Origin of the sequence: Marinomonas pontica, from assembly GCF_036322735.1 — a bacterium.
Classification (GTDB): domain Bacteria; phylum Pseudomonadota; class Gammaproteobacteria; order Pseudomonadales; family Marinomonadaceae; genus Marinomonas; species Marinomonas pontica.
In genome coordinates, this window is record NZ_AP027271.1 from 2780033 (window position 1) to 2797838 (window position 17806).

Sequence of the window (17806 nt, forward strand, 5' to 3'; positions counted from 1 at the left end):
TTGAAAAATGACAAAAAACACAACAATTTTGATGTTTCATAGTAGCGAATTCCCACCCAAATAAAACCGACTCACATCACTTAATTTACCAATAAAATCGGGGCATTCAGGATTAAACACTATGGCTCGATCCTTGCTTTATTTAAAAAGTAGTGCGAAAACACTATGCAAGCCCTAGTAAATCAGGGTAATGATATAAGTAAATTTGGTATTAAAAAGCATAGCCCCGTCCAATATAGGGCAGGCGCACAAAAATAGTACGCGAATGTGTGCAAATTTAAAGCACTCACCTCCGGCTTTAATAAGAGAACGAGGTATACATGGAAAAACTAACAAGCCAGTACCAGTCATCGGTTTTTTTTGACGAGTTAATTGATGACCAAGGCGCCGCAAGACCCCCAGCTCAACAACTACTGGGGTATTTAGACAGCCTATCTGAAGACGAATTAGAAAAGCGACGCCTCGCTGCTGAAGCAACAATACAAGAGATGGGCATCAGCTTTACGGTCTACACAGAAGAAGGCAACATCGACAGAGCATGGCCCTTCGACATAGTCCCCAGAACGATTGAAGCATCGGATTGGAAAATAGCAGAAGCCGGACTAAAACAACGCCTAAAAGCCCTCAACCTTTTCATCAATGACCTCTACCACGATCAAAACGTCATCAAAGACGGCATCATTCCAGAACACATCATCAAAGATTCAAAGAACTTCAGACCAGAATGCGTTGGCGTATCACCAGCCTATGGCGTATGGGCGCATATTTGCGGCACCGATTTGGTCCGCGACGAAAATGGCGACTTCTTTGTATTGGAAGACAATTTACGCGTTCCTTCTGGCGTGTCCTATATGCTTGAAAACCGTGCTATCACAAAACGCGTGCTGCCTGAACTGTTTGAAAACGAGTCCATCCTACCAGTGGATTCTTACACGTCACAGCTATTTGACACCTTGGCGGCACTGTCGCCAAGAGACATTGAAAACCCTGAAATAGTGGTACTCACTCCAGGTATTTATAACTCAGCCTATTTTGAACACGCGTTCCTAGCACAACAAATGGGTGCGGAACTCGTTGAAGGCAGCGATTTGTTTGTCGACAGCGACGACTGTGTTTACATGAAAACGATTGATGGCCCTGAACGTGTCGACGTCATTTACCGTCGCATCGATGATTTATTCATCGATCCAGAAGCGTTTGATCCTGAATCTGTCCTGGGTGTTGCCGGCTTAATGCGTGCTTGGCGTGCCGGTAATGTGGCGCTGGCCAACGCGCCGGGTGCTGGCGTTGCCGATGACAAAGTCGTTTACGCTTATGTACCAGACATTATTCGTTACTTCTTGAAAGAAGAACCCATTCTTAAAAACGTTGAAACTTTCCTGTGTGACGACCCAGAACAGCGCGCTTATGTGCTTGATAATCTAGACAAGCTCGTCGTAAAACCAGCCAATGAGTCTGGCGGGTACGGTATGTTAGTCGGCCCACATTCTACGAAAAAAGAGCAACTTTTATTTGCCGAGCTCATCACAAAAAACCCTCGTAATTACATAGCTCAACCAACATTAAAACTATCAACCGCACCAACACTTATCTCAAAAGGTGTTCTGGAACCACGCCACTTGGACCTTCGACCTTTCATTTTGCAAGCAAAAGACACCTACGTCACCACAGGTGGGTTGACTCGCGTTGCCATGAAAAAAGGCTCCTTAGTCGTTAATTCGTCACAAGGTGGTGGTAGTAAGGACACTTGGATTGTTGAAACTAAGGGGCAATAATCATGTTATCTAGAGTCGCAGAACGCCTATATTGGAGCGCCCGCTATTTAGAGCGAGTAGAAAATACGGCCCGTTTGGTCAGTGTTTATGATGAACTTTTGTTTGACCTTCCGAAAAGTATCGAAGTGTCTTGGTACAACCTAATAGAAATATTAAGTGGCGAAGAGGTATTCGAGCAGCGCTACAAAGTAAAAGACGAACGTAACGTCGTAAAATTTTTATTGGCTGACGACACCAACGCCAGCTCCATGCTGTCTTCATTGAAAATGGTGCGTGAAAACATCCGTACAACCCGTGATGCTGTGCCTAAAGAAACGTGGGAACTGATCAACGAACTGGACTTGTACGCTCAGCAAAACATCAAACAAGGCATTAACCGTTCAGAACGCCATCTATTCCTTAATACCATTATCGAAGGCTGCCAAAAAATCATTGGGCTATTTGCTGGTGCGATGAGTCGCGACTCTGGCTGGCACTTTATTATCATGGGTCGTTACTTAGAACGCGCCGACATGGGAACACGTATTCTTGATGCCGCGGTGTCGTTGATGCTGAAGTCAGAACCAGAGGCGAGAATTCAACTTGGGCAAGTCACTTGGTCAAAAGTATTAAAGTCACAAAGTGCGTATTTGGATTATCGACGCACCGTACGAACATCGATAAATGGCGCAAAAGCCGCCACTTTTTTGATGAATGACCCTTGCTTCCCGAGAACATTGGCCTATTGTTTTGGGCAAATCAGCGAAGCGGCCAACAAGCTGCCACGGGCAGGACTGATTACCTCCAAAGTCGACAAGATCCTAGACGTTGATTACCCACTGATCAGCTCGGAAGATTTAAATAATGACTTCCAGGATCACCTCAACGCGCTGCAGATTGCGATTATAGAAATAAACTACCAGATTACCGAAAACTGGTTTCATTTTCGGCAAGGAGACGCTGCATGACCATTAGAGTCGCAATACAGCACAAGACCACCTATGAGTTTGATCGATTTATCAATGTTGCCCCGCACATTTTGCGGTTGCAACCTGCGGCACACTCACGCACAAAAATTCACGCTTACTCGCTGAAAGTCTTGCCTGAAAAGCATTTTATTAACATACAACAAGACCCGTTCGGCAATTTTCAAACGCGTTTAGTGTTCCCAGAAAAAACCAACAAATTAGAGTTTTACGTTGAAGTCATTGCTGACATGACAGTGATCAACCCATTCGACTTCTTTGTGGAAAGCTACGCAGAAGAATATCCGTTTGCCTACGACAAAGCCCTCAAAAAAGAGCTCGATCCTTACTTACAAGTTACGGAATCTTGTCCGTTATTGGATAAATGGCTATCAACGGTTGATCGTAAAAACACGCCAATCAATGACTTCCTTGTTGCCATTAATAGTCGCTTAGCGGCAGATATCGGCTACGGTATTCGTTTAGAGCCCGGCGTTCAAACCTGCGAAGAAACCCTAACGCTTAAAAAAGGCTCTTGTCGTGATACTTCCTGGTTATTGGTTCAAATACTACGAAGCCTTGGTTTAGCCGCTCGTTTCGCTTCGGGTTATTTAGTCCAGCTAACCGCCGATGTGAAAGCACTTGATGGCCCTTCTGGCCCAGAAGAGGATTTCACCGACTTACATGCTTGGTGTGAAGTATATCTGCCAGGCGCGGGTTGGGTTGGACTAGACCCTACATCAGGATTGTTCGCGGGTGAAGGTCACATCCCACTTGCTTGCACACCAGAACCTGCTTCTGCTGCGCCCATTACAGGATTCATCGACGAATGTGAGTGTGAATTCAGCTACAGCAACATAGTGACTCGTATTCACGAGGATCCACGCGTCACCAAACCCTATGCTGAAGGCGAATGGGACACCATCAAAGCCTTAGGCTTTGCGGTCGATAAACAGCTTGAAGACGGCGATGTTCGTCTAACAATGGGTGGCGAGCCGACCTTTGTTTCCATTGACGACATGGATTCAGAGCAATGGAATACCGGCGCATTGGGCGCAGAAAAGCTTAAACTAGCCAAAGACTTGCTGATCAAGATGAAGCAAGAATTCGGCGCCAACGGTTTGCTCCATTATGGCCAAGGAAAATGGTACCCAGGCGAAGAAGTGCCTCGCTGGGCACTGGGCTGTTTCTGGCGCACTGACGGCGAAGCCTTGTGGAATGACCCAAAATATCTGGCTCGCGTAGACAAAGACTACAAACACACCATTAAAGACGCCCAAGCGTTTGGCGAATTGTTGTGTGAAAAACTCGCTCTGGATAAGCAATACCTGCAAAGCACGTATGAAGATACGCTGTATTATTTGTGGATGGAGCAATCACTCCCTGCGGATGCCGATCCAACCAAAGCTGATTTAAAAGATGATTTAGAACGCCGTCGTCTAGCAAAACTGCTTGGCCGTGGTTTAAGCACCACAACTGGCTTCGTTTTGCCGTTAGAATTCGATACCGTAAACAATCGTTGGAATAGCTCTCTTTGGCCAATGCGCAGTGACGTTATTACCTTGATTCCGGGCGACAGCCCAATGGGTTATCGTTTGCCACTGAATTCTTTACCAGCGCAAGCCGAAGAAGATCGTATTCCTGAGCGTGACCCGTTTGACCCTCGCCAACCTTTGGCGAACAAAAAAGACAACGCGGTATTAGAAAGCGTTGCCAAGCAGCATTTCGCTAAAAAACCAGCAGCACCCGTTTCTAGACCTGAAAAGCTAGCGCCAGAAAAAACGCTGAAAAACGTGATTCGCACTACCTTGTGTATCGAACCACGAGATGGCCGTTTACATGTTTTCATGCCGCCGATGACGCATCTTGAACACTTCGTTAGCGTACTTGGACACCTTGAAGACGTAGCAAAAACCCTTGACTTGCCCATTGTGATCGAAGGTTATGAACCACCGAAAGACCCTCGGATGCAAAAATTCTTGATTACGCCAGATCCGGGTGTCATCGAAGTCAATATTCATCCGGCCGCCAGCTGGGCAGAGTTGGTTCACAATACAGAAACACTTTATCATCAAGCGTATTTATCTCGCCTCGGCGCAGAAAAATTCATGCTGGATGGTCGCCATACTGGCACAGGTGGTGGTAATCACGTAACGCTTGGTGGTCGCACGCCAGCAGACAGTCCGCTGTTGCGTCGCCCTGAGTTACTACAAAGTTTAGTAACCTTCTGGCAGCACCATCCAGGGCTATCTTACCTTTTCTCTGGCATGTTCATTGGCCCTACCAGCCAAGCACCTCGCCCAGACGAAGGCCGAGATGAAGCCTTGTATGAAATGGAAATCGCGTTCCAAAATATGCCCGAAGGTTTCGTTGAAGAACCTTGGTTGGTTGACCGTCTGATGCGCAACTTGCTGGTTGATATTACCGGCAACACACATCGTTCTGAATTTTGTATCGATAAACTTTATGCCGCAGGCAGTGCCAGTGGGCGCCAAGGTTTATTAGAGTTCCGTGGTTTTGAAATGCCGCCTCATCCGCATATGTCATTGGTACAAATGCTGTTGCTGCGCTGTTTGGTGGCTCGTTTCTGGAAAGAACCCTACAAGAAGCCTTTAGTACGCTGGGGCACCAGTTTACACGACAAATTCATGTTGCCGCATTTTGTTTGGCAAGATGTGAAAGAAGTGGTCGAAGACCTTCAACGTCATGGTTTTCCATTTAAACTCGAATGGTTAGCGCCGTTTGAAGAATTCCGTTTCCCTCATTATGGTCGTCAGCAAATTGATGACATGGAAATTGAACTTCGTTGGGCCATTGAACCTTGGCATGTTCTTGGTGAAGAAATCACCGGATCAGGCACGGCTCGTTATGTGGATTCTTCCGTTGAACGTTTGCAGGTCAAATTATCAGGCTTAACAGACAACCGTTATGTGCTGAGCTGCAATGGCCGACGTGTGCCGATTCGCGCAACCGGCCGTAAAGGTGAATATGTGGGGGCTGTGCGCTACAAAGCGTGGGCGCCGCCATCGGCGTTGCACCCTACCCTGGGAACCGACACGCCATTGATATTTGATTTGATCGACACATGGAATGGTTTATCGGTCGGTGGCTGCACATATCATGTGTCTCACCCCGGTGGACGTACCTATGACAACGTACCGGTCAACAGCAATGAAGCAGAAGCGCGTCGCGTAAACCGTTTTTGGGATCATGGATTCACGCAGGGCACCCTGTCTCCACCGCCCGCCTTTAGTGCCTTACGTGCATTTTATCCAAATGAAAACGGTCCTCGTGCCATGTCGCCACCCGCTGAAGAGCCAATGAATGAATATCCTCATACATTAGATCTAAGGAAGCAGTATAATGTCCTCTAATAATTAATTTTTTTAGGCTCAAGCACATTATGCAATTTCAAACAGGTACTTTCGTAACGTCGATGATTGATCAAAAATCGACGTTACCGTCCGCCTATGATACCCCTGTGAATGCTTATGATGAGGCCTTCATGGAAGATCGCCAACCGCGTCCTCATTGGGAACCAATATTACGCAGTATGGAGAATCTAACGGCTGAGGAGATGCACGACAGACAACGTCGTGCTCAGCGCATTTTGCGTGAAGACGGAGCTACCTATAACCTAACCAGCGACCCGCTCACTCCGAGCGTTTGGTCGCTGGATCTTATTCCCAATATCATAGAAACAAACGAATGGCTTTCCATTGAACAAGGGTTAGCTCAACGCTCAACTTTGTTTGATCTCATATTAAAAGACCTTTATGGCCCGCAAGAACTCCTGAAAAACGGCATCATTCCTTCCGAAATTATTTTTAGCCACCCCGGTTTCTTGCGCCCCTGTCACGGTGTTACTGTTCCTGGTGAGCATCAGCTATTGCTTCATGCGGTTGACCTTGTTCGCAACCCAATGGGGCAGTTCCAAGTGATTAGCGATCGAACCCAAGTGCCCAGTGGCGCCGGTTATGCCCTAGAAAATCGAGCCGTGGTTTCGCGAGTGATTGCCAACAACTTTCGTGAGAGCCAAGTACGCCGATTAGCGGGCTTTTTCCAGTCATTCAAAAACATGCTGTCTTCGCTGTCTAGTCAATGGACCGATACGCCACGCATTGTCATGTTGTCGCCCGGTGCGTACAGCAGCACCTATTTTGAACAAGCGTATTTATCGAACTACTTGGGTTTTCCATTGGTTCAAGGCAGTGATTTGACGGTGCGTAACGGCGCTGTTTGGATGAAGTCGTTGAACGGTTTGGCTCGTGTAGATGTGATCTTGCGTCGAGTCGATGACGCTTACTGTGATCAGGCAGAGCTAAGAGCAGATTCCTTCTTGGGTGTACCTGGGTTGTTAGAAGTGGTTCGCGCGGGCAATGTAGTACTGGCCAACCCATTAGGCAGCGGGATTTTGGAAGCACCCGCGCTGTTAAAATTTTTACCAGCCATCAGTGAATTTCTCATGGGAGAACAACTCACATTACCTACCGTAACCACCTGGTGGTGTGGTGATGCCGACGACCTACACTATGTTCTGTCCAATTTGAGTCATCTCATTATAAAACCGACCATACGTCGCCATGATACCAACAGTATTTATGGGCACACATTGACGGAAAAGCAAAAGCTCAGCACCATCGAAAAAATCAAAAGAAACCCACATCTATACACTGCCCAAAGCTACATTCCAGGGTCAATGTCCCCGATTTGGTTGGATGAAAAAATACAAGCCAGACCAAGCCTAATGCGAGCGTTCACCGTTTCTAGCCCCCAAGGCTACAGCGTCATGCCGGGCGGATTATCACGCACAGGGGAATCACACAAAGAAGCCATTGTGTCGAATATTTCGGGTTCGAAAAGCAAAGACACTTGGGTATTGGCTGCAGAGCCTGAACCGCAAGCGGCCTCGATAATCGAACAAGTGCTATTGCAGGACGAAGCCTTACAGGCCAACTTACCAAGCCGGGTGGTCGAAAACCTTTTTTGGATGGGCCGTTATGCAGAACGTGCTGAAATTAGCATGCGTTTACTGCGTACCATTTTCAAACAAATGAATGGTATTGACCCTTTACCAGAGGAAAGCCGTCGCACCTTACTTGAAATGGCATCAACACAAACAGGCTGTCTACCCGGCTTTATGGAAGCCGATGAGGAATTGCTCGCTAATCCAGAAGCAGAACTGGTGTCTATTATTACCGACGGCAGCCGCGCTGGCTCCATCAAAGCCAATTTACAGGCAATGCTAAGCTGCAGCGAACAAGTCAAAGAAATGCTGTCTGCGGACACCCGAATTATCATCAATGAGCTGCGTGACCATATCCATGAACTGGATCGCGCCTATACTAATGGCCTGCCTTCCGCACCGGAAGAATCGTTAGACAGTTTGGTAACGTCATTGTTAGCGCTTTCCGGTTTGAATCATGAAAGCATGTTACGCGGACTCGATTGGACATTCCAAGAGATTGGGCGCCGTACTGAACGCACGCTACAAACTGCGACACTATTGCGTTCTTCACTGACAAAACCCTTGCCTGCCACCTCACAACAGCAAATTTTAGAATCGGTGTTATTAAGTGTTGAGGCTCTAATCTCTTTCCGCCGTCGCTATCGCAACCGTGCTCGCGTGGCCTATGGATTAGATCTCTTGATGATTGATGGTACGAACCCTCGCTCCTTACTTTACCAAGTTGAACAACTGCGTAAATACATTAAAGAGCTGCCTCGCAACGAAACAACTTCCGCGGGGCTGAGTCCAGAACATAAGATCATTATCAAATCATTAAATGATATTCAGCTCGCCGACCTTGAAGAGCTGGCCAAAATAAATGAAAAAACACAAACTCGTCATGCATTAGAACAGCTGATGACGGAACTTCTAGACCAATTAGAGCAGTTTACCGTTCTCATTAGTGATAAGTATTTTGACCATACCGCAGGCCCTCAGTCTCTTACTGAAGCCATAAGAGGAGTTGCTCTATGAGATACCGTGTTCGTCATATCACAGAATACTCGTATGGCGCACCAGTGAGCTTATGCTACAACATGGCGCATTTGCTGCCGCGAGATACTCGTAACCAGCGCTGTCTCCATCAAAAGGTTCAGATCAATCCCCCACCGGTCTACCAAAACGATGGCGAAGATTATTTTGGCAATCAAACCTTTTACTTTTCCATTCAGGAAGCGCATAAAAAGTTGGTTATTGACGTCACCACGGACTTTGAGATTACCCCACTTAATGTGCTTGAGTGGGCGTCTCAACACACGCTAAATTGTGGCCAATTACGGGCGCAGCTAAACGCCCCCAATACACCGGAACTGCGGATGGCAAAAGAGTATTTACTCGATTCGCCGCAGATACATCGCTCTGAAGATTTAAAAGACTATGCCACTAGTACGTTTGCGGATGATAAGCCTGTATTGCAAGCGGCCTTAGCATTCACACACAAAATTTTCACCGAGTTTACCTTCGACCCAGCCAGCACAACGGTTGCCACTCCATTAGAACAAGTACTTAAACAACGCAGTGGTGTGTGCCAAGACTTCGCGCACCTTGCCATTGGTTGCTTACGCTCTGTGGGCATTCCAGCCCGCTATATGAGCGGATATTTAGAAACCCTACCGCCGCCGGGACAAGAAAAGCTCGTTGGGGCAGATGCATCCCACGCTTGGTTCGCGGTGTTTATCCCCGAACTTGGCTGGGTAGAATTTGATCCTACTAATGACATCATGCCAAATGATCAGCACATTGTGACAGCATGGGGAAGAGATTATTCCGATGTAACACCGCTGCAAGGGGTGATATTTGAGGGGGGAGGATCTCAGCAACTGGCCGTTTCGGTAGACGTAAAAAGAGTCTAATTTGATAGTACATAGCATGTAAGGCGGATATAAGGTAAGCTTCGCGAAATTCTTGCATTACCTGACCATTCAGCCTTGCACCTGCCTTTGATAAAACATGAGAACATCTATGAGTTTCAACAAACTTGGGCTTTCTGCCCCCATCCTAAAAGCCATTGAAGACCAAGGCTACACTGAGCCATCCGCTATCCAAGCTCAGGCAATACCAGCCATTCTTGAAGGCCAAGATGTGATGGCCGCGGCCCAAACCGGGACAGGTAAAACCGCGGGGTTTACCTTACCTTTGCTTGAAATTCTAAGCAAAGGCGAACACGCGCAAAACAACCAAGTACGCGCATTAGTATTAACACCAACACGTGAACTGGCCGCTCAAGTTGCCGAGAGCGTTAAGAATTATGGCCAGCATTTGGGCCTGAAATCGACCGTGGTATTTGGTGGCGTAAAAATCAACCCACAAATGATGGCATTGCGTCGTGGCGCCGATATTCTGATCGCTACACCAGGTCGTATGATGGATTTGTACAACCAAAAAGCCGTACGATTCGACAAACTGGAAGTGCTCGTATTAGATGAAGCCGATCGCATGTTGGACATGGGCTTTATCCACGACATTAAGAAAATCTTAGCAATCCTTCCAAAGAAGCGTCAGAACTTGCTGTTTTCTGCGACGTTCTCTCCCGAGATTCGTCAACTTGCAAAAGGCTTGGTGAATAACCCTGTAGAAATATCGGTGACCCCACGCAATGCGACGGCAGTGTCTGTTGAGCAATGGCTACACCCTGTCGATAAAAAGCGCAAAACCGAACTGCTTATTAAATTGATCGCGGAAGGTCGTTGGGATCAAGCGTTGGTATTTTCTCGTACCAAACACGGCGCAAACAAAATCACGAAGCAACTAGAAGACGCTGGCATTCGCGCCAGTGCGATTCATGGCAACAAAAGCCAAGGTGCACGGACTCGTGCCTTGTCAGACTTTAAAGAAGGTCGTATTCGCATTTTGGTCGCGACTGATATTGCCGCGCGAGGACTGGATATCGAACAGCTTCCTCATGTGGTCAACTTTGATCTACCAGATGTCGCCGAAGACTATGTTCACCGCATTGGTCGAACTGGCCGCGCTGGCGCAACAGGCAAAGCCATTTCTTTGGTGGCTGCGGATGAGTTAGACCAATTGCGAGCGATTGAACGTTTGACGCAAAAGCTGATCGAACGTCGCTATGATGATGATTTTTTCCCATCTCATATGTTGCCTGACACCACATTGGACACGCGTCCAATCAAGCCAAACAAACCGAAAAAGCCAAAAGCATCTCGCGACCAGCACGCAGGCGCAAGACAAGGTAATGGCGTGAAACAAGGCGGAAACCCTGCGAAACAAGGCAATGCGCCTAAATCAGGAAATCGTCGTCCAAACACATCAAAAGCAGAGGTAACACAAGGGCAAGGTTTGCGTAGCAAACCTCTGGCGCCAGCGCGACGCAACCGCAAACCGGCTCAAGACTGATTGACCGTTAAGCAATTCGCATAAAAAGGCCCATTGATTCGCTTCAATGGGTCTTTTTCGTATCAGGCATCCACGCGCTGTAAAACAATCAACTCAGTTTGTAGGATGAGATTTCTTTAAGCACGCTGTCGAAGCGCTGTTTCGCTTGTTCAGAGCCCTCATCTGTTTTATTCACTAAGTCGAGGATACGCTCGGAACGCTCACTCACATTCTGAATGTTGCGGTTAATCTCTTCAGAGACTTGTGATTGCTCTTCTGACGCGGTGGCAACACGTTCGATCGTTTGAGCTAACTGCTCTATATCATCAAACAGGCCTTGCATCATTGTCACATTATCACGCACCACACCGGATGTGTCGGTTGCCATGTTGGCGCATTGGTCCATGGACTTCAATGCACTCTTACCGGATCCAACCAAGGCTTCAATCATCGAACGAATTTCTTCAGTCGAGTTCTGTGTGCGTTGTGCTAAGGTCCTCACTTCATCTGCTACGACAGCAAACCCACGCCCTTGCTCGCCCGCTCGTGCTGCTTCAATCGCCGCATTAAGCGCCAATAAGTTCGTTTGCTCTGCAATGGATTCAATGGTTTGCAAAATACTGCTAATTTGCTCTGTGTTTGTTGTTACAGATTGAACCGCTTTGTGACCGCCTTCGACCTCCGAGGAAAGGTTCGCAATGGAATGCAAAATAGACTGCATTCGCTCAGAGGCTTGAGTACTTTGCGCTCGAATACTCTCCGTTGCCTGCGCCGAAGATTGCATGTCTTGTGAAATCGTATTGCTGGTTAACGACATTTCCTCTACGGCTGACGCCATTAAATCCGTTTGGTCAAACTGATTTTTTGTTTCTTTTAGTGCACTTTGCGAAAATCCACTCAACACACTCATGCTGTCTTTTGATTCTGACGCCATGTTCACCATTAGACTAAATGAATCTCTCAAATGATCTAAATGAACATTCAAATATTGAATAATATCTCCAAGCTCATCGTTGGACAGATTTTCAATTTTTCCAGTCAAATTACGCTCTGAAGAAACATTTGATAAGGCCTGACTAATCAATTCAACACGTCGAGTGATAGAACGCGTTAATGTGAAAGCTAACCAAATAACCGGCGTGATCAGAATCACAAAACCAATGACAAGAATATTGCGATACATTTGGCTTTTGGAGGTTAAAGACGCACTTAAACCTAGAATTTCCTCACTGATTTTGTCCGCTACGCCTTTTATTAGACCGATTTTCGCCGTCGCTAACGCAAACCAATCTTCAGGCCCTTTGACTGATGAGACATCCTTTAAGGCTAAAAATGAATCGGTGGTCTTAGACACCGACAACCACTTAGGGTTTTGCATTGCAGATTGTAGTAACGCTTTGTCTTTATCAGGCGCCGTAGCGTTAAAGTGCTCTAGCCAGTAAGCTTCGTCTTCGATATAGCTAGCAATCTGAGATTGACGCTTAGGCGTCGTCGTTTGAGCGGAAAAAACACCATTTAATGCGCCCCGATATTGGCCTGCGCGCTCTTTCATCCACAATAATCCAAGACGAGCTTCAAGTGTCTTTGCGATATCGCGATCACTGATGTTCAAAATTGCTCGTTGAATGCCGCTTAACGCGCGTCGATTTACCTCAGAATAAAAATCAAAGGCGCCGTTGTCCGCAGCAAGCACATCAACGCTTTTCCGGACGTTGTCTTTATTAGTTAACATCGTTAGAACAGCCCCACGTAAGCCGTCTATTTCATCTTGTCCAAGTGCTTCAAATATATCACTAGGAATGTTTCTAAGGGCGGATTCGGCCTTATCTGCCACCAGACGTTGAGCCATTAATGCCTCTTTGCCATTCGCCCCTTTACTACCAAGATAGCCAGCGCTCAAACCACGTTCTACGGCAAAATTATGGGCGACACCGTCTAACAAGGTCGACAGCATGACCATATCTTCGGCTACGCGCCCTTCATGAACTCGTTTGTTTAAATCTTTAACTAAAATGAAAACGATGATAATGGCAAATAATGAAGGCAAAATGCCCACAATCGCCACAGAATGAGATACCTTGAGGTTAGAAAATAGTGACACGATCTTCTCCTTGTCGTTGTTACTTACCAAGCTTAGATCAATTTAAGCACTTTGCATGCCTAATGCAAAAATTCCCTACCAAGTCATGACATACCCCGTATTTTTACTCAAAACACGTTCTACAACAATAAAAAAACCACCCGAAGGTGGTTTTAAAAGGATTCTAACTCACAAGCCTTAGAAGCCTTAGCTATTCTTTAACTCAACCTCTGGCATTTCATCTTGCTCAAAGACCTCGTTATCAGAATGACCTAACCACTTAGAAGTAATGGTACCTGCCGTCATCGCACCATTAACGTTCACTGCGGTACGACCCATATCGATCAAAGGCTCGATGGAAATCAATAAGCCAGCGAGAGCAACAGGCATGTCCAAGGCAGATAACACGATGAGCGCCGCGAAGGTTGCGCCACCACCGATGCCAGCAATACCAAATGAACTAATGGTAACGATAGCAATTAACGAAATAATGAAGCTTGGATCTAATGGATTAATGCCTACCGTTGGTGCAATCATCACAGCCAACATTGCAGGATAAAGGCCTGCACACCCATTTTGCCCCATTGTCGCGCCAAAAGAAGCAGAGAAATTTGACTCACCTTCACCATTACCTAGACGCTTTACTTGAGTATCGATATTCAACGGAATCGTTCCGGCACTTGAACGAGATGTAAAAGCAAACAAAAGTACCGGTAACACTTTCTTAAAGTATTGAATTGGCGAAATACCATTAAAAGCAAGCAAACATAAATGCATAACCAAAATCAGTGCCAAACCGACATACGACGCCACCACAAAATTAAGCAAGGTCAAAATGTCATTCACATCCGATCCAGCCACCACTTTTGTCATCAAGGCCAAAATACCGTACGGCGTCAAACTCAACACCATACGAACCAGAGTTCGAACAACCGATTGAGCCACATCCACAAAGCGCTCAAAACTCGCCCCTAATTCAGGTTCGCTTCGAGCAACTTTAACCCCAGCCACACCAACAAAAGCAGCAAAAATCACCACAGCAATGGTTGAAGTAGGACGGCTGCCAGCCAAGTCTGCGAAAGGGTTTCCAGGGAAGAAAGACGTAACCATGTCAGCAAATGACACATTGGCCAAACCATCTAGACGCGTCTCTAACGCCGCACCGCGAGCCATTTCTCTGGCTCCTTGCACAATGCCGTCAGCAGACAAGCCAAATAGATTGCTCACAAAAACACCGATCAAAGCAGAAACCGCTGTCGTCGCTAACAAAATACCAATGATTGAGGCGGACATCTTGCCCAATGACCCCGTGTCTTTCACCTTAATAATAGCGCCAATAATAGACACTAAAATCAACGGCATGATGATCATCTTCAGCAAACTAACATAGCCGTAGCCAACAATATTGACATACTCTAATGTCTCGCTGATTTCAGCGCTGCCAACACCATAAACAAACTGCAATGCAGCACCCAATGCCACACCTAAGCCCAAGCCAGTGAACACTCGAGTAGATAACGTTTTTTGTGATTTTTGCTGTTTAAACAGCACAACAATCAACAAAGCAAAGATCGCTAAGTTAATAATGGGATACAACATGAAGAAAAACCTTAAAAAGAACCAATAGAGCACCGATGCCCCACTCGCCTAAATAGCAGCGAATAAGGCAAATCGATAAGTTGGCGTAATGGTAACAAGATGTTAACCAAATGGATAAGAATGAAAAATCATTAACTTATATAATAAAAACGAATAAGGAAGAAACTTGAACCTATTTTAGCGGTAATAAAAAAGCCCCTAGAAGTTAGTGTTAACTAACCCTCTAGAGGCTTATTTTATATGGTGGGCCTGCCCAGACTTGAACTGGGGACCTGCCGATTATGAGTCGGATGCTCTAACCAACTGAGCTACAGGCCCTAAAAGCGTTGCAGATTATATCGACATGCTTCCCCCTTGCCAAGAAGTGGGTGCCATTTATATGTAATAATTTTTTGAAAGTGCTTGATTATCAGACTATTTTTCAATCAATTGACTGCTAATGTGGCTGATTCCTCAGTGCAATTTCTCGTTATGGGCACAAACCAGATCCAGCCATTTTAAATACGTCGGGCATGACGGTTGATTTCTCTGGGAGTGGCTCCTATGACTTTTTTAAATGCACGACGAAAAGCCGCCTCACTTTGATAGCCCAACTCGTCACTTAGAATAGCGAGATTCTTATCTCCATTTTTAATGCGCTGGGCAGCCAAACGCATACGCCATGAGGTCAAATAAGCCATGGGAGACACGCCAACCGTACGTTTAAACAATCCGCTGAACACAGAACGTGACATCCCCGCTTTTTCAGCAAGACTGGCGACCTGCCAAGCATACTGAGGATGTTCATGAATGGATACAATAGCCCGAGCCAATCTGACATCACTCAGACCCGCCAACAAACCCAACTGAATTTTTTGGGTTTGCATGAAAAGCCTCAGCATTTGCACTAAATACGCCTCAGCCAACCGCTCCACAACAACCTGATATCCACAACGAGACTGGGAGCTTTCCATCAAAAGCAATGTGGTGAGTGGCAATAAATGCTGAGCAATATCGCTGTCTTTCTCCACTGGGATCCATTGCCACTCCATGTCCAACAGCGGGTTTAACGCTTTTGTCCCAAAATCAAATTCACACACAAACAAATGTGTTTCAATGCCTTCCACTTGGGTTGAAAGCACTTCAAGTTCGTGCCCGGAAGGAAGCCAAACACCATCGCCTTCTTTCAACATCAAACGAGAATTACTTTGCGCTGTGAGTGAAAGCTCCCCGCTAATCAGATACAACCAATAACTGGCGTCCGGAGAAAAAGATATAAACTCCCTAGCACTAGATACACAACGGCTGTTTACCGAAATGGCTCTTGGGCGAAACGTGCTTAATACTGACGATAGCCTATCCACGATAATGTAGTCTCACTATAAATACGATCTGCAACATTTAAAATACAATAGGTAACCAATCGTATCAAATTTTACCATAATCTGCCTCTATCGAAATAAACAACAAATTATGAGGTAAACATAATGGTCGCCCTAAAGCCAAGAGCAACAACGCCAGATCTCAACATCAATACCCTCAAAGGGCCTTGGTCACTCACACAACAATCCCCAGAAAATTTTACTATGGTTGTTGTATATCGTGGTTTGCATTGCCCCATTTGTAAGAATTACCTAAAAGAATTAAGCCGCTTAGCAGATGACTTTGCAGCGAAAGGTGTGAACTCGCTTGTACTTAGCTCCGACACAGAAGAAAGAGCGCTACAGGCATCAACCGAATGGGAAATTCAAAACTTGACCATGGGATATGGCTTAACGGTAGAACAATCTCAAGCCTGGGGATTGCATAGAAGCGCTGGCAGAGGGATTACGAGCATTGGTATAGAAGAACCCAATGAATTCACAGAACCAGGGTTATTTTTAATTCGTCCGGACCATACCTTATATTGGAGCAACATAAGCACAATGCCTTTTGCTCGCCCACACTTCAAAGAGGTGCTTGGCGCGATCGAATTTGCGGTCAGCAAGAACTACCCTGCACGTGGTGAACTTATTTAGGAATAAAGCTTTGTTATAGTAATGCGCAACGAAGTAGAAAGTAGAATCAATATCTCGGTTCTACTTTCTCAGTTGCAAACACATCAATCCACAATAAACAGCGTTGCACCTTCTGACGTAGAAGAACGATGCGGTTCGGCGCCATCTGCTACTTGATAGCTCATTCCAGCCGACAAAATAAAGGTACGACCATCTTCTAGCACCGTTTTCAACTCGCCACTCATGCAAAAAAGAATATGGCCTTTGGTACACCAATGATCTGCTAGATACCCCGCAGAGTAGGTCACTATCCTCACTCGAATATCGCCAAACTGCTTTGTCTGCCAATAAGCAAAGCCGCTTTCGCCTTTGTGAGTGGTTTTTTCCACGCCTTGCCAATCTGTTACGCCAAAAGGTAAATCTGTAATCTTCATAACAACGCCTTAACGTCCTTCTACCGATGTTAGAATATCGCTCTGGATGATCGATATAATATAAAGCGTAGTAAGCGTGAGCAAAAAAATAGGGTCAAGCAATATTATTTCAGATCATCAATATTTGTGAGCACCCACGCACTGTTGTGCTGAGTAAAACCAATTTTAGGGTAATAATCCACGGCCTGTGGAGCGGATAACAGAATCAAAGCGCATTTAGGCTGTAAAGCGTCTTTGGTCATTCGTATCAAAGTTTTTCCAATACCAGACGCCTGCACTGTCTCATCAACAGCTAAATCCGATAAATAACAACAAAAGGCAAAATCCGTCACCGAACGCGCCACGCCGACCAAAGCCTCGCCTTGCCATGCCGTAATCAACAAATTCGCGTTTTTCAACATAGCTTCAATTGTTTCAGGCTCACCGATAGGACGACGCGCGCCCAGTGTCGTCTTCGACAGTAGATCGACAAATTGCTCCGCGCTGATCACCTGATTCACTTTGTAAACAATAGGAGCTGATAGATCGGAGGATTGCTCAATAGACATCTGGACACCTTTTTGATGCTGTAAAAATGCAGCATAGAGTAATTTATGCTCTTATAAAATACGTAAATGCTTATCTAAAGTTAAGCTTAGACAACAGCCATTGCTC

The 17806-nt window shown here is 46.0% G+C and carries 12 protein-coding genes and 1 tRNA gene; 7 read left to right on the forward strand and 6 right to left on the reverse strand.

Annotation, left to right across the window (positions count from 1 at the left end; translation table 11 throughout):
* The first annotated feature begins 320 nt into the window (after positions 1-320).
* From AABA11_RS13110 to AABA11_RS13135, 6 genes are all read left to right on the forward strand, one after another.
* Positions 321-1775, forward strand: a complete 1455-nt coding sequence (locus tag AABA11_RS13110) for a circularly permuted type 2 ATP-grasp protein (protein WP_338268612.1) — start codon at positions 321-323, stop codon at positions 1773-1775.
* A gap of 2 nt (positions 1776-1777) precedes the next feature.
* Positions 1778-2722 (forward strand): alpha-E domain-containing protein, encoded by a 945-nt coding sequence (locus AABA11_RS13115; RefSeq protein ID WP_338268615.1) that lies wholly within the window; start codon positions 1778-1780, stop codon positions 2720-2722.
* Positions 2719-6093: a transglutaminase family protein gene (locus AABA11_RS13120; RefSeq protein ID WP_338268617.1), complete on the forward strand. Its 3375-nt coding sequence runs from the start codon at positions 2719-2721 to the stop codon at positions 6091-6093. Before AABA11_RS13115 ends, AABA11_RS13120 begins: the two co-directional genes overlap by 4 nt.
* Before the next feature lie 29 nt (positions 6094-6122).
* Positions 6123-8702, forward strand: a complete 2580-nt coding sequence (locus tag AABA11_RS13125) for a circularly permuted type 2 ATP-grasp protein (protein ID WP_338268619.1) — start codon at positions 6123-6125, stop codon at positions 8700-8702.
* Positions 8699-9580 carry a transglutaminase family protein gene (locus AABA11_RS13130; RefSeq protein ID WP_338268621.1) on the forward strand — a complete coding sequence of 294 codons (882 nt, stop codon included), beginning with the start codon at positions 8699-8701 and terminating at the stop codon, positions 9578-9580. Before AABA11_RS13125 ends, AABA11_RS13130 begins: the two co-directional genes overlap by 4 nt.
* Before the next feature lie 109 nt (positions 9581-9689).
* Entirely contained in the window at positions 9690-11084 is a 1395-nt protein-coding gene (locus AABA11_RS13135; protein WP_338268622.1) for a DEAD/DEAH box helicase, read from the forward strand.
* Positions 11085-11172: 88 nt separating this feature from the next.
* Here the strand turns inward: AABA11_RS13135 and AABA11_RS13140 are convergent, their stop codons facing one another.
* The 4 genes from AABA11_RS13140 to AABA11_RS13155 all read right to left on the reverse strand — a co-directional run bounded on the left by AABA11_RS13140 (position 11173) and on the right by AABA11_RS13155 (position 16085).
* A complete protein-coding gene (locus tag AABA11_RS13140) occupies positions 11173-13164 on the reverse strand; it encodes a methyl-accepting chemotaxis protein (protein ID WP_338268624.1) in 1992 nt (663 codons plus the stop codon).
* Between the two features lie 186 nt (positions 13165-13350).
* Positions 13351-14742, reverse strand: a complete 1392-nt coding sequence (locus tag AABA11_RS13145; protein WP_265729849.1) for an L-cystine transporter — start codon at positions 14740-14742, stop codon at positions 13351-13353.
* 241 nt (positions 14743-14983) lie between these two features.
* Positions 14984-15060: transfer RNA gene (locus AABA11_RS13150), tRNA-Ile, on the reverse strand.
* A 179-nt stretch (positions 15061-15239) separates the two neighbouring features.
* Positions 15240-16085, reverse strand: coding sequence for an AraC family transcriptional regulator (locus AABA11_RS13155; protein WP_338268626.1), 846 nt, complete (start codon positions 16083-16085; stop codon positions 15240-15242).
* Between the two features lie 123 nt (positions 16086-16208).
* Between AABA11_RS13155 and AABA11_RS13160 the strand changes: the two genes are divergently transcribed.
* Positions 16209-16739: a peroxiredoxin-like family protein gene (locus tag AABA11_RS13160; protein ID WP_338268628.1), complete on the forward strand. Its 531-nt coding sequence runs from the start codon at positions 16209-16211 to the stop codon at positions 16737-16739.
* A gap of 83 nt (positions 16740-16822) precedes the next feature.
* On the opposite strand, the gene AABA11_RS13165 is transcribed toward AABA11_RS13160, so the two are convergent.
* Together AABA11_RS13165 and AABA11_RS13170 are read right to left on the reverse strand one after the other, a co-directional pair.
* Entirely contained in the window at positions 16823-17152 is a 330-nt protein-coding gene (locus AABA11_RS13165; RefSeq protein WP_265729845.1) for a DHCW motif cupin fold protein, read from the reverse strand.
* 104 nt (positions 17153-17256) lie between these two features.
* On the reverse strand, positions 17257-17700 hold the full coding sequence (locus tag AABA11_RS13170; RefSeq protein ID WP_338268631.1) for a GNAT family N-acetyltransferase: 444 nt from the start codon (positions 17698-17700) through the stop codon (positions 17257-17259).
* Positions 17701-17806 lie beyond the last annotated feature (106 nt).

What these genes read in the sequence shown, in the direction of transcription:
- AABA11_RS13110 (WP_338268612.1), top strand. Translation starts at nt 321, where the DNA reads ATGGAAAAACTAACAAGCCAGTACCAGTCATCGGTTTTTTTTGACGAG.
- AABA11_RS13115 (WP_338268615.1), top strand. Translation starts at nt 1,778, where the DNA reads ATGTTATCTAGAGTCGCAGAACGCCTATATTGGAGCGCCCGCTATTTA.
- AABA11_RS13120 (WP_338268617.1), top strand. Translation starts at nt 2,719, where the DNA reads ATGACCATTAGAGTCGCAATACAGCACAAGACCACCTATGAGTTTGAT.
- AABA11_RS13125 (WP_338268619.1), top strand. Translation starts at nt 6,123, where the DNA reads ATGCAATTTCAAACAGGTACTTTCGTAACGTCGATGATTGATCAAAAA.
- AABA11_RS13130 (WP_338268621.1), top strand. Translation starts at nt 8,699, where the DNA reads ATGAGATACCGTGTTCGTCATATCACAGAATACTCGTATGGCGCACCA.
- AABA11_RS13135 (WP_338268622.1), top strand. Translation starts at nt 9,690, where the DNA reads ATGAGTTTCAACAAACTTGGGCTTTCTGCCCCCATCCTAAAAGCCATT.
- AABA11_RS13145 (WP_265729849.1), bottom strand. Translation starts at nt 14,742, where the DNA reads ATGTTGTATCCCATTATTAACTTAGCGATCTTTGCTTTGTTGATTGTT.
- AABA11_RS13160 (WP_338268628.1), top strand. Translation starts at nt 16,209, where the DNA reads ATGGTCGCCCTAAAGCCAAGAGCAACAACGCCAGATCTCAACATCAAT.
- AABA11_RS13165 (WP_265729845.1), bottom strand. Translation starts at nt 17,152, where the DNA reads ATGAAGATTACAGATTTACCTTTTGGCGTAACAGATTGGCAAGGCGTG.
- AABA11_RS13170 (WP_338268631.1), bottom strand. Translation starts at nt 17,700, where the DNA reads ATGTCTATTGAGCAATCCTCCGATCTATCAGCTCCTATTGTTTACAAA.